Consider the following 12,635-nt stretch of genomic DNA (forward strand, 5'->3'; position numbering starts at 1 on the left):
CCGGATGCTGTGACGATACTGGAAACACTTCACGCGGCCGGACACGAGTTATATGTCGCGAGTAACGGACTTTCAGCGTATTTAGCGGCAATCGTCGAGCAGTTTGCGTTAGACCGTTACCTGACCGGGGTCTATAGCATCGAAGACGTCGATTCACTCGACAAAGCCGAACTCGTCCGGATGATTCGGACGAAACACGGACTACGGGAAGGTTACGTCGTCGGCGATCGGCAATCGGATTTTACGGCAGCAAAAGAAAACGGTTGGCCGGCAATCGGCTGCCGATTTGACTTTGCACAGGAAGTGGAGCTCGCGACGGCCGAACATGTCGTTGATGATTTGCTGACGATCACGCAAATCGTTTAACGGGACACGTCGTGTCACCTCATCATGAGTTCGTCTGAACATATAGGCAGGGGAATCGCCTTTTTGTAACCCGTTGCCGTATGATGAGACGGAATCTGTTTGTAGTTTGAGGAGGCACGTCATGTTAGCAATTATCATTGGTTTAGCGATCGGCATCATCGTTCCGGTGCAGACGAGCGTCAACACACGGCTGCGTGGAGTTGTCGGATCACCGTTTACGGCATCCTTCATCTCGTTTAGTATCGGGACGGTCTTTTTAGTCCTCTTGACCCTGATCGTCGAAGGGGACTTCACATTGAACGAAGCCCTCTGGACGACGGAACCCCGCTGGATTTGGTTCGGTGGTGTTCTCGGGGTCATCTTCTTGACGGGAAACATTTTACTGTTTCCAAAACTGGGCGGTGTTCAGACGGTCATCATGCCCATCTTCGGACAAGTCATCATGGGGCTGTTGATTGACCATTTCGGATGGTTCGATTCAGCGGTCAACCGGTTGTCGCCGACCCGTTTAATCGGGGCCGTGCTCGTCCTGCTTGGTGTCGTCGGTACTGTCGCCTTAGGCGATTGGCTGGCGAAACGCCGGCAACGCGGACAACAGGAAACGAAGAACCTTGCGGAAGTCAACTTGACCGGTTGGCGTTTACTCGGCATCGTAACGGGGATGATGAGTGCGATGCAAGCAGCGATTAACGGGCATCTCGGAAGTGTCCTCGATTCGGCGATCAAAGGGGCATTGATTTCCTTCGTCATCGGGACGCTGACGCTTTTGCTTGTGTTGTTGCTCGTCCGACCGAAGCTCCAACTGGACCGGACGGCGCCAAAACCGTGGTGGATGTTCATCGGCGGTCTGATTGGTGCGACGTTCATTGCCGGGAATGCGTTCATCGTCCCGCTCGTCGGCACCGGCGTCGCCATCATCATCGTGACGATTGGTCTGTTGACGGGAAGTCTCTTGATTGACCGGTTCGGTTGGTTCGGGGCAGCACGGACGCCGGTTACCGGTGTTCAAATTCTCAGTTTGCTCGTGATGATCGGCGGAATTGTCCTGATCCGGCTATAAAGTAAACGCCTTTCGAGATTCTTTTTGAATCCTGAAAGGCGTTTTTTGTTACTTCCTTACACAGACAGCTGCATTAAAACCGTGGCGCAAAACTTCAACAGGGCCGAATTTTTCATAAGTTATCCGATTCATGACATTTGGGAATTAAACAGCTGGTCGCGTGTCCCGAAGCGCAACGCGAGTTTTAACAGGAAAACGTTTAGAATCAGTAAACCGATCGATAACAGAATCAGGAACAGCGTATTGATAAAGAATAATCCGCTGATTTGACCGATGATTAATCCGATGAACGGTAAGATGATGATACCGCTCAAGTTTTGTGCTTCCTGGTACGTACTGACCCGTGTCGAGATCAATAAATTTATTAACGCCGTCGTCAATAAAAGAATCGGTAACAGCAGAAAGAGTAATACCCACCACTGGGTCGAAGGAAAGCTGACTGAAAAGCCATTGACGGAAATCAAAGTGTTGATGACGAGCAGATTTATTAAAAAGCAGACGACGGAAATCAGGTAGGATGACGCAATCGAGATCATCAGCTTGCCGTAAAACAAATCACGGATGGTGATTGGCGAAAACAATAAGCTTTCTAATGTATGCTGTTCCTTTTCACTGACGAAACTATTGGCAGTGAAAAGGAACATGTAATGACCGGAACTAACAAAAATAACGTCACGAGCGGATAGTTTAGGAACAGATAAAGCAATTGTTCATTAAATGTCAGTGTCAGGACATCCGGACTGGCCGTAGTCGCCAAAAAACGATTCAGTAAATCAAGCACTTCCGGGTCGGTTAACGTGGACGGATCAAGCTGAATGATGAACCAGGCGAACCCGATCGGAATGACGAGCCCCATCAAGACCGGGATGATAATCAGCATAAACAGCAAAATCTTTTTTCGGAAGAGTTGGATGCTGTCTTTTTTAATCACGGCAAGCATGAGTGGTAAATTCATTTCGTTTCACCCCTTAACTTAAAATAGACACCTTCTAAATCACGGTCGATTATTTGACACTCATACACCGCGTAGCCCTGATCGATGATTTGTTTCAAAAAAGGACTGATGCACGTTTCGTCTTTAAACGATACTTCAATCACGTCAGGAGCAACAGGTGCAACAGCCGTTTCGAACATCGTGCGGGCGGAGTCCGGTGGAAGGTTTGTCCGGATTCTGACGCGAATCGAAGTTTGGTGACGGTTCAATAAATCGACGAGTGTCCCTTGATCGATGAAACGCCCTTGTTCGATGAAGATGTAGGCGTCACAGACACTCTCCAATTGGTAGAGGAGGTGCGACGTGATGATGACAGTCGTTCCCTTCGTTTGATTCACGGACCGAATCATATCCAGTACCTGGCGAATGCCGTCGGGGTCCAGTCCGTTCGTCGGTTCATCCAAAAATAAAATTTCCGGGTCATGCAGCATTGCTTTAGCGAGCGCGAGTCGCTTTTTCATACCAGTACTAAACGTATGGACGTAGGCATCGCGGACATGGGCCAAGTCGAACTGGTTCAACAGCTCAAGCAAATGACTTTTATTTCTGACACCATATAAAGATGCGTAAAAAGTTAAATTCTCAAGCGCCGTCATATCAGGATACAACCCCGCACTTTCGGTGACGATACCAGCTTTCGTACGAAGGGCTTCAATCGGCTGATCATCATAACGGACCGTGCCATGCGTCGGGGAGATCACACCGTTCATGATTCGAATCAGTGTTGTTTTCCCGGCACCGTTCGGACCAATCAAGCCGACTACTTTTCCCCGCGGAATCGTAAGCGACATATCTGATAAGACAAGCCGATCACCAAACGTTTTCGAAATGTTTTGTAATGTTAGCATCTGTTGTATCCTCTCATGTTCTGAATACCAAGCTGAACGAGCCGGGCTGATAACGATTCTTCAATTTATTCGACGGATTGACGTTGTTTAATTTGTTGAATGACAGAATTGACATCATTCGATTCCCGTATGACATAGAGTTGATCGGCTTCGTCCGCTTCGGGAGGTTCGACTACCTGTTTCTGTATAAGTGTTTCATATGTAAGCTCCCCGCGGATCACGACGGAACGCCGGTCGGATTGTTTTATCCGGTTCAAGGCGGTTGCGTCGCTTACGTCAAAAAAGACAATGATCCGGTGAAACACAGTCGGTGGATATTGTTCGTTCAGTAAGCAAAGGCGATTCACCCGCGATAAGTTCGCATTACAGACGATGAGATGTGCATCGGTTCGTTCGGTCGCGATCGAAGAGATGAACTGAGTCAAAGCATGTTTTACGTCGTTCATTCCGCGCGAAGGAACAAGTTCGGGATAATGGGTGTTCAAGAAAGCGGCATGGTGATCTTGATCGATGATGAGGCTGTTTGGGAGTTGCTCCGCTAACGTACGTGCAAAGGTTGACTTTCCGGTATGGGTTTTACCGACCGTTAAAATCAGTAGACGCCGCATAGATGATTCTCCTTTAAATTCCTAATTTTAATTTACGCGTTGCCGCTAACGTCTCTTTTAAGTGTTCGCTCCGTTTTGAGATGAAGCTTGTCCAAAAGGTCTCGCCGATCGCTGTCAGTTCTTCCCGGGTATAGTCCGCCGGGACAAAATTTCCCCAGCACCCGTCTGTCGTTAACTGACTCCAAAAGACAGTATCGGAATATGGAATGTTCGACGCCGGCACATCACTTCCCATCGGTTTCAATTGAACGAGTTCCGGACACAACCACATCGCGGCAGAGACGGATAACAGCCCGGCATGGCGTTCGTTCAGTCCTGCTAGACCTACTTCCTCAAGAGCCTCTTCCCACGCCAGGTGACGATCGGCCGTAATTAACACGATGTCTTGATGTTTGTAATTCATCTGTTTGACGAAGGCTGCTTCCCAGTAAGCTCCCCCGTGACCGTTGCATAACACAAATTGAGTAAAACCTTGCCGCTGCAGGTTGACGATGATTTCTTCGAGCATCGCCATCAGAACGGTCGGGCTGACGGTGACGGTACCGATTTGGTCGGCATGTTCTTCCGACGTATTAAAAGGCAGCGTTGGAAGCACATAGGCATCTAGCGCTTCACCGAACGCCTCGGCATATTTTTCGGCAATCAACGTATCGAGGTGCATCGGCAGGTAAGGACCAAACTGTTCCGTCGCACCAACCGAAATTATCGCAATCGTTGTTTCACTGGCGGCCACTTCCCGCGTACTATTTCTATAACTGATCATGGAAAAACCCCTTTATTCGTTTTATTTCTTGAACTACGACTGCTATTTCTAATTTTATCCAATTATAACAGAATTACCAACTAAAATTAGCAACGACTCCGTTTGATCCGATTGGGAAGATTGTCGTTTTAAAGTCAAGTAGCGAGAGAACGGCAGAGGTAGGGAAGATTCACCTTCAGCGTTAACGATCATTCCTTGAATGTATGAAGAAAAAACAAGCAGTAATCACGATCATGATGCCACAACACAGGAGTATCCATGCAATCGTGAAATGAAAGTAGAGCGAAAGTGAGATTAACGCGTACGACAGCGGGACTAAGCCGTTCGATGCCGCATTCACTAAACTCATGACACGCCCCATCATCGGCTGTTGACTTGTCGCTTGAATGGTCGTCAAGAGTAAGACATTGATGACAGCGGACATCAACCCCATGATAAGTAACAGGACGACACCTTGAAAGACCGTTGTGATTTGACCGAGTGTGCCTAACCCGATGCCTAATCCACCAATCAGTAGAAGCAGTAAGCGGATCGACTGACTTTTGATATTGCGTAGTCCTATGAAGGCAGCACCGAGCAACATCCCGATTTGATACGCCCCTTGCAGATAACTTAAATCAAGGGCTTGCCCGTGCAGCACACCATCGACTAACAACGGGATTCCCATTAAGAGTGGGCCGAAAAAGAAAAAATTGATGATGATTAAGATGAACAGAATCGTTCGTAAATAGGGTTCAGAAAAAACATAACGGACGCCTTCGACAAGTTCCGCCGTTGCAGATGTTGAACGTCGGTGTTCAACACGGCGTTCGCTAATGAATAACGAGCAAAGGAACGTCACGGACAAAAAACAGCCGACGACAACAAATAAAAGAGTAAACGAGTAGGCCGTTAAAAGAATCCCGCCGAGAAGCGGGCCTGACAATAAGGCGAGTTGGTTCGACGTTTGAACAACGGCATTTGCCCGTGTTAAGTCTTCGGATGACAGGAGTAACGGAAGGAGTGAGGAGCTGGCAGGTGAAAAAAACGCATCGATACAGCCGAATAGAAAGGCGAACAGTGACAACTGAATGATTCCTAAGGCATCATTTTGATAGACAAACAAAAGGGCGATGACAAAACCTAGCCGGAATAGACTGGAAAAGCGCATGATCATCGCCTTTTTGAAGCGGTCAGCAATCACGCCGCCGATCAACATAAGAAAAATTCGTGGAAGAAGCGTCAACATCAGGACGATACCGAGGTAAGCCTCTTGCTGCAACACACGTAAGATATACCATTGTTCAGCAAAGAGGTAAGTCGATAGTGCAAGAAAAGAACATGTACTCGCTAGCCAAAGACTAAGAAAGGAGCGGTTTCGAAAAAAGGAATGATTTTCATTCACCGTGCGTTCATACATCAGCGTTCCTCCTTCCGTTATTTTTCCTCGAACAATGCCTCATCGATTTCAAACCCGGTCGCCATGATATAAAAAAGTTTTTTGTCGTCTTCCGTCACGCATTGATCTTCTAACTCAGCCAGGAGCTGCCGGTATTTTTTTGTGAATTCTAAAAATTTTTGTGGTGTCGTCGAGACTTCTTTTTGGACGGACAAACTGGTCCACGCTTCGACATCGGAAGAACGTGGTTGAAAGGAGTCGTCCGGCGCAGTCAGGACACGTGTTTTCGCGCGGTCGAGGACTTCAAGGTAAGACTGGCGAGTCGCTTGTTGTGTCTCAACTAAATTAAGCAAATGATCAGCCGGGATAAAGCCGCGTGCGACGGATTGATAATATTTCAAGACGTTTCCGCCCTGAATCTCTTCTTTCACCAATGCAATCAGCTGGTACTTTTCGAGTTCACGTAAGTGGTACAGGATTTTTGCCCGGGAGACATCCAGTTTTTGAGCTAACTGGTGACCCGTATGCGGTTGTTCAATCAAGTGCATCAACATCTTTGTCCGCATCGGGTCACTGATGACCTTCAGCTGTTCATAGTGTTCTAAAATCAAAATCGATTTTTGCATCATTTCCAACACCTCTCATCATTAAATAAACCGGTTAATAAAAGTTAACCGTTAAACAAATCATAGCGGCAACAGCAAAAAATAGCTAGTGAAACTTACAAAAAAATCCAGATGTAGTAGTTACCGATACAAAAAAAGATTGCAGAGGAGAACCCTCTACAATCCACGAGCAGACATCCGCTGGTGATGCTGCACGATCAATTCGGTCAATTCTTCAAGCGTCCCGCTGCAAGGGATGATTTCCGGCAAATGATAAAACGTACTCGTCGTCTCGAACCGGTCATATGTCTGATCAACGCAATGGAGAAAAATCGGCTTGTCTTGTCCTAGTGCAATCCCGAGTTCGATGTGGCTTCCTTTCCCTGCCGGCAGTAAAATGATGACGCAGTCCGAGAGCGTGATGGCCTGTTTTTCAGCATGACCAATCGTTTGCAGTGCCGCTTTACTCGTCGCCCGTTCGTTTTGGGTCCAGTCATACGTCAGCGAAAATCCGCGATCAATCAGTTTATCCCGTAATATCCGGACATTCGTGATATTTGCAAAGCTTGATCCGATATAAAACTGCATCCGTCTGCTCCTTTCAGCATGGCTTGTCAAAAAAACTTAATTCGCTTACTTCACCTTCAAAATGACCTTCCCTTTCGCATGACCGGATTCCGAATACGCGAGTGCCTCCTGTGCCGCTTCAAACGGATAGACCCGATCGATGACCGGTTTGATTTGCCCCGTTTCAATCCATTCCGTGATGTGCTGCAGTTGTCGTCCGCTCGGTTTCATGAACAAAAACGTGTATGTGACGCGGTATTTCCGCTCGAGAAAGGCCTCGCGGACCGTCAAGAGACGAAATAACATCGTTTTTAAAACCCCGGACCCGTACGCTTTGCCGAACCGGCCATTCGGCAATCCGGAAATCGAAACGATTTGTCCACCGGGCCGGACAATCTTAAAGGCCCGTCTGAGCGTGTCGTCGCCAATCGTATCGTAGACACCATCGAAGTCATGTAAGACCTCATCAAACGCAACGGTCCGGTAATCGATGATCTCATCGGCACCGAGTGCTTTGACCAAATCATGACCGGCAGGACTGGCGGTCGTCGCGACATACAGCCCCATCGCCTTCGCCAGTTGAATCGCGAACGTTCCGACACCGCCGGCACCGGCCTGAATCAAGATTTTTTGACCCGGTGTCGCTTGTAAGACGTCGTGAAGTGCCTGATAGGACGTCAAACCGACGAGCGGGATCGACGCTGCTTCTTCAAACGATAACGCCTCCGGTTTTCGTGCGACGAGGTCTTCATGAATCGCGATGAATTCCGCGAATGTCCCGATCCGCTGTTTTTCGGCGCGTCCGTAGACGGCGTCGCCGACTTGAAACTGTGTTACCGCGGGACCGACCCTCGTGACGATGCCGGCAAAATCGTTGCCGAGAATCAACGGGAACTGGTAGGGAACCAACAGCTTGACCTTGCCGTCCCGAATCTTAAAGTCAACCGGATTGATGCTAGCGGCATGAATTTCGACTAGGACATCATGCGCCGAGACAACGGGAAGGGGCTGTTCGGTTAGTTCGAGTGGTACGTTTCCATATTTTTCAATCGTCATTGCTTTCACCGAGCATCCACCCTCTCTGACAAGTCTTTTTAACCAGTGTATCACGCCTTCCGATAATGCTATACTGAAATTGGATAGGGAAAATATGGGATTAACCAATCGTGAAAGCAGGTGACGTGTTGAAGAAATGGGGAGAACGGTTATTACAGGAATGGATTCGTATACCTCGCTGGTTGAAACGGACCGTTCCTTTAGCAATCACGTTCGTTTTCGTCTGGCAGCTTGTCAGGACGATGCTTGATTTTGAGATAGGAGCGGTTACGTTCAGTGATGTCCTCATTTGTTTGATTGGTGCGGGCATCATCGTCTTTTTACCAACGATTGATTCGAAACGATAGGGAGGTTACATCATGTCAACGAAAGACGAACAGGAACAACCGTTAACAGGGGGAAACGTTTCTGCCGTCAGTCGCGCAGGCGACACGGTCCGGCGGGAACAAAAGCCGGACAGTCCGCGGATTCACCGGCTGCTGGTGCACCTCGAGAAAAAAGAGTACCCGGCAAGTCCCCGGTTTCTCGGAATCGATCCGCAAAATCGGGAAATCCTGTCGTATCTTGACGGGGAGGCGGGAAACTATCCCCTCAAGGCCTACATGTGGTCGGAGGCCGTGTTAGCAGAGACGGCCCGGTTACTCCGTCAGTTTCATGATGCCACGGCAGACTTCGAAGTACCCGCGTCATGGGAGCCGCTCGATAATACGCCGTTGCCTTATACAGTCATCTGTCACAATGATTTTGCCGTCTACAATGTCATTTTTAAGGACGAGAAACCGATCGGCGTCATCGACTTTGATTTAGCGGCACCCGGCCCACGGATTTGGGACATCGCCTACACGTTGTATACGTTCGTCCCGCTCAGCCGGCTTCATCATGATGAACACGGGCGACAAGTCGACTATGACCCCGTTACGGGACCAGACCGGATCAAACGGCGTATCGACATCTTTTTGGCGGCTTACGGGATGCCGGAATTAAAAGAGCAATTGTTTGATACGTTGTTGTTACGGATTGAAGCGCTCCTGTTGACGATCCATCGGAAAGCGGCCGACGGGGAGGAAGCGTTCCAACGGATGATTGAGGAGGGGCACGCGACGCATTATGAGCAAGAACTTGCCTTTATCAAGCAGCATGGCGTGACGTGGTTCGATTAAGAAAGAGGGAGTGGTGCAAATGAAGACGGAAACAGATATCGCCCAAATGTTTGAACGGGACCGGGAGACAAGAATACTTCTTGAGGCGGTCGCGAGACTCGACTTACCGGACTGGTGGATTTGTGCCGGGTATGTCCGGGCGAAGGTTTGGGATGTGTTAGAGCAAAAGGAAGCGACAGCAGTCGCAGACATCGACGTCATCTATTTTGATACATCGGACACGACAGAAGCGACTGACCAAATGCTGGAAGCCCGACTGAACGAACAATTGCCGGATTATCCTTGGTCCGTCAAAAATCAGGCACGGATGCATACCAAAAATGACTTACTGCCATACCGGTCGTCCCGCGACGCAATGGCACAATTCCCGGAGACGGTGACGGCGATCGGTCTGACGCTACAAGCGAACCAGCTCGAATTTTTCACGGCCTACGGCGTTGGTGATCTGTTGCAGCAACGGCTGCGGCCGACGCAGCCCTTTCAAGCGCCGGCGCGGCATTTGATTTACCGAAAGCGGTTGGCGAAAAAACAGTGGGTGAAGAACTGGCAGGGTGTCCATGAAGCGGAAAATGAAACAACTGGATTAAAAAAAATTTAAATTGCTGAAACGAAATCCGTCGGTTACGCAGTCTAACAGGTAGTGACAGACAGAAAGGGGAGAACGGGCGATGATCGGTCGGCGAAACAAGCGGCAACCCGCGTTTGATGATGACGCGTTTCTGACGTTTTTGACGCGTCATGATACCTATCTTTACAAAATGTCCTACCTGTACTTAAAAAATGACCAGGATGCGCTCGAAAATGTCCAGGAAGTCGCCTATCGCGCCTGGAAACACCGCCAGACGTTACTGGACGCGACGATCGCCAAAACATGGTTGACGCGGATCGCAATCAATTGTGCGCTCGACATGTTAAAGAAAACCAAAGGAATCCGAGTCGACTACGCGACAGTGGCGAAGGAGATAGCGGAACCGGTCATATTCGAGGACCGACTCGTCAATGATCTTTACCTGCAGGACTTGCTCGAAGTGCTCACGGTAGCGGAACGGACCATCGTGTTCTTACGGTATTACGAGGATTATACGTTGCAAAACGTCGCCGATCTCCTGCAAATACCGGTCAGCACGGTCAAAAGTACACTCTACCGGGCCATACAAAAGGTTCAGACACGACAGACGGGAGGCGGGGCGGGATGAACGAGCAGGTCAAACAGGAAATCGATAAGATCGACATACCGCGGGGACAGGTCCGCAGTCAATTGCTCGCCGGCGTGGAGCGGGCACGGCGACCACGCTTCACCGGACGTAAGGTCGCGACAGGACTCGTTGCAGCACTCCTGTTGACGGTCGGGGGAGGCAAGCTACTGGGAGAGACACCGCCTGCGACAGAAATCGTTCGGACAGACGGTGCAATCGTCGTTCCGGACTGGACGCAGGATGAACAAGTGGAGGACAGTTCGACCGCGGGCAGTATGCTCCCGGGACTCGTCTACAAGCAGGAACTGTATCTGGCGATGGAGACACCGCTGACGGATGACGTCCGTACCCTGCAAGGGGAACGGCTGGAGCGCGTGACGGCAACACTTGAGGAAACAGGTGACGATGTCATCGAAAATGCCTCGAACCTCGGACCAGTCATTTTGTATCGGGTCGACGGTTACAAGCCGTCCGTACGCCTGTTTGCCGTAGGGGAGGAAGAAGGCAGAAAAAAAGTCTGGCTACTCGAACGCCAGACGGGTTTTACGGTGACTACGGGAAACGATTTTTTTAAGGATTTACATCTTGATCAACCGGTTAAGCACTTCGCCTATCAGACATTTGACGAGTGGAATGACGCCGAAACGGCACGACCGGTGACTGTCGAACTTCCGTACCGGGCCTTCCTGAATGCCTTGTATCAAAGTGATGCGATGATCCGCGAAGAAGTCCCGAAAGAAGTCGCGGACTACATGCATCCCGACAGAATGAAGGTCTTACGCGTGACGCAAGCCGATGGCATCACGGTGTCCCTGCGGCTGATCGCAGGCGGCTACGTCGTCTATCCGCAACTGGACGTCTTCTTTAAAGTCGATCCGGTCGCTTTTAAGGAGATGTGGGAGGCGTTGTGACCGCTGCATCAATCGTCTTCCGGAAACCATGAAACGGACGATAACCGAGTTGTTCGTAAAACGAGTGGGACGAGGCGCTCGCGAGAATCTCGAGCCGCGTCGCCGGGTACTTTGCGTGGGCATGTCCGAGCAAGGCTTGCCCGAGTCCACGTCCGCGGGCACTGTCTGCGATCAACAGCTCACAGATGTAGAGCGTGATCGCCGTATCCGTCATGCCGCGGATGTAGCCGGAAACGGTTCCGTCGATGACGACGACGTACGTGACGTTCGACGCCGCGAAGGCGCGTTTCGTTTCGTCCGACCGGGCGACGAGATTACTCCAGCCTTCAGCCGCATTCAACCGTTGAATCGCCTCGAAATCCTGTTCCGTGTAGGGACGGATTTGGTATTGTCGTTCTGACATGGTAAACACTCCTGTTCTATAAGTTAATTTTGAAGCACTGTGCCTAATTCGTCCCAGTCGTCGATCCAGTCCGTACAAGGAGAGAGTAGCGCCGAACCGTTTCTTTTCCAAATCACGTTCATCCCGACTTGCTGCGCACCGAAGACGTCGTTTACGGGATGGTCGCCAATGTAGACGGTCGCATGTGCGTCAAGGGCACACTTTTCTAAAAAATAGTTGAAAATGAACGGGTCTGGCTTTTTGATTCCGATGTCTTCCGAAATGAGGATGAAATCGAAAGAGTCCGCTATTCCTAAAGCGTCTAAAGTGGTGCGCTGGAAATCAGTCCGATCAGATAACCTTGTTTTCTTAACGCCTTTAACATATCCGCCGTACCCGGATAGGCGAGGCAATGGTTCGGAAAGGAAACAAAGTAATCGTCGAGTAATTGACGCCACGTCACCGTCGTGATCTCGAACTTCTGCAGCAACTGTTGATACACGATATCTTTTGAAACATACCCATCGTTGTCCAGTGTGATAAAGTGACGCGTATAGTCCGGCAGTGAAACGGGTTGGAAGTCGTTAAAGAAACGCTGATACTGTCCCATGATGAAATTTTTTAAGGACAGCTGACGATTTAAAAGCGTCCCGTCTAAATCAAACACAACTGCTGTTATATTTTTAATTTCAATCACCGCCAATTAGATTAATAAACCGTATACCCATTTCCATATTAATG

17 protein-coding genes and 1 pseudogene are annotated in these 12,635 nt (G+C 49.4%); 7 read left to right on the forward strand and 11 right to left on the reverse strand.

The window, feature by feature from the left end; all coding sequences use genetic code 11:
- The first annotated feature begins 9 nt into the window (after positions 1-9).
- Together P403_RS16955 and P403_RS0100320 are read left to right on the forward strand one after the other, a co-directional pair.
- Complete coding sequence (locus P403_RS16955) at positions 10-366, forward strand: HAD hydrolase-like protein (protein ID WP_338042092.1); 357 nt, start codon at positions 10-12, stop codon at positions 364-366.
- A 121-nt stretch (positions 367-487) separates the two neighbouring features.
- On the forward strand, positions 488-1,426 hold the full coding sequence (locus P403_RS0100320) for a DMT family transporter (protein ID WP_029330042.1): 939 nt from the start codon (positions 488-490) through the stop codon (positions 1,424-1,426).
- A gap of 128 nt (positions 1,427-1,554) precedes the next feature.
- On the opposite strand, the gene P403_RS0100325 is transcribed toward P403_RS0100320, so the two are convergent.
- From P403_RS0100325 to P403_RS0100365, 9 genes are all read right to left on the reverse strand, one after another.
- Entirely contained in the window at positions 1,555-2,070 is a 516-nt protein-coding gene (locus P403_RS0100325) for an ABC transporter permease family protein (protein ID WP_084157594.1), read from the reverse strand.
- Complete coding sequence (locus tag P403_RS0100330) at positions 2,016-2,381, reverse strand: hypothetical protein (RefSeq protein WP_029330047.1); 366 nt, start codon at positions 2,379-2,381, stop codon at positions 2,016-2,018. The genes P403_RS0100325 and P403_RS0100330 overlap by 55 nt, the downstream gene beginning before the upstream one ends.
- Positions 2,378-3,268, reverse strand: a complete 891-nt coding sequence (locus P403_RS0100335; protein WP_029330049.1) for an ABC transporter ATP-binding protein — start codon at positions 3,266-3,268, stop codon at positions 2,378-2,380. The genes P403_RS0100330 and P403_RS0100335 overlap by 4 nt, the downstream gene beginning before the upstream one ends.
- A gap of 65 nt (positions 3,269-3,333) precedes the next feature.
- Positions 3,334-3,876, reverse strand: a complete 543-nt coding sequence (locus P403_RS0100340; protein WP_029330051.1) for an AAA family ATPase — start codon at positions 3,874-3,876, stop codon at positions 3,334-3,336.
- A 13-nt stretch (positions 3,877-3,889) separates the two neighbouring features.
- Positions 3,890-4,639, reverse strand: a complete 750-nt coding sequence (locus P403_RS0100345; protein ID WP_029330053.1) for a creatininase family protein — start codon at positions 4,637-4,639, stop codon at positions 3,890-3,892.
- 181 nt (positions 4,640-4,820) lie between these two features.
- Positions 4,821-6,038 (reverse strand): MFS transporter, encoded by a 1,218-nt coding sequence (locus tag P403_RS0100350; protein WP_051667252.1) that lies wholly within the window; start codon positions 6,036-6,038, stop codon positions 4,821-4,823.
- Between the two features lie 17 nt (positions 6,039-6,055).
- Positions 6,056-6,646, reverse strand: coding sequence for an ArsR/SmtB family transcription factor (locus P403_RS0100355; protein WP_029330056.1), 591 nt, complete (start codon positions 6,644-6,646; stop codon positions 6,056-6,058).
- Between the two features lie 153 nt (positions 6,647-6,799).
- Positions 6,800-7,210, reverse strand: coding sequence for a nucleoside 2-deoxyribosyltransferase (locus P403_RS0100360; RefSeq protein ID WP_029330059.1), 411 nt, complete (start codon positions 7,208-7,210; stop codon positions 6,800-6,802).
- Between the two features lie 45 nt (positions 7,211-7,255).
- Positions 7,256-8,254 carry an NADP-dependent oxidoreductase gene (locus P403_RS0100365; protein ID WP_029330062.1) on the reverse strand — a complete coding sequence of 333 codons (999 nt, stop codon included), beginning with the start codon at positions 8,252-8,254 and terminating at the stop codon, positions 7,256-7,258.
- 101 nt (positions 8,255-8,355) lie between these two features.
- On the opposite strand from P403_RS0100365, the gene P403_RS0100370 reads away from it, so the two are divergent.
- The 5 genes from P403_RS0100370 (at position 8,356) to P403_RS0100390 (ending at position 11,512) form a co-directional block, all read left to right on the forward strand.
- Complete coding sequence (locus P403_RS0100370; protein WP_029330065.1) at positions 8,356-8,592, forward strand: hypothetical protein; 237 nt, start codon at positions 8,356-8,358, stop codon at positions 8,590-8,592.
- A 12-nt stretch (positions 8,593-8,604) separates the two neighbouring features.
- Positions 8,605-9,405: a phosphotransferase enzyme family protein gene (locus P403_RS0100375; protein ID WP_029330068.1), complete on the forward strand. Its 801-nt coding sequence runs from the start codon at positions 8,605-8,607 to the stop codon at positions 9,403-9,405.
- A 19-nt stretch (positions 9,406-9,424) separates the two neighbouring features.
- On the forward strand, positions 9,425-10,003 hold the full coding sequence (locus P403_RS0100380; protein ID WP_084157596.1) for a nucleotidyltransferase family protein: 579 nt from the start codon (positions 9,425-9,427) through the stop codon (positions 10,001-10,003).
- Positions 10,004-10,073: 70 nt separating this feature from the next.
- A complete protein-coding gene (locus P403_RS0100385; RefSeq protein ID WP_051667254.1) occupies positions 10,074-10,601 on the forward strand; it encodes an RNA polymerase sigma factor in 528 nt (175 codons plus the stop codon).
- Positions 10,598-11,512: a hypothetical protein gene (locus P403_RS0100390; protein WP_029330075.1), complete on the forward strand. Its 915-nt coding sequence runs from the start codon at positions 10,598-10,600 to the stop codon at positions 11,510-11,512. Before P403_RS0100385 ends, P403_RS0100390 begins: the two co-directional genes overlap by 4 nt.
- Here P403_RS0100390 and P403_RS0100395 read toward each other — a convergent pair.
- Together P403_RS0100395 and P403_RS16350 are read right to left on the reverse strand one after the other, a co-directional pair.
- Positions 11,487-11,915, reverse strand: coding sequence for a GNAT family N-acetyltransferase (locus tag P403_RS0100395; RefSeq protein ID WP_029330076.1), 429 nt, complete (start codon positions 11,913-11,915; stop codon positions 11,487-11,489). The two genes, P403_RS0100390 and P403_RS0100395, sit on opposite strands and share 26 nt — an antisense overlap.
- 23 nt (positions 11,916-11,938) lie before the next feature.
- Positions 11,939-12,591 (reverse strand): annotated as a pseudogene (locus P403_RS16350) (HAD family hydrolase).
- Positions 12,592-12,635 lie beyond the last annotated feature (44 nt).

The sequence above is a fragment of the Exiguobacterium oxidotolerans JCM 12280 genome (assembly GCF_000702625.1).
Lineage (GTDB): Bacteria > Bacillota > Bacilli > Exiguobacteriales > Exiguobacteriaceae > Exiguobacterium_A > Exiguobacterium_A oxidotolerans.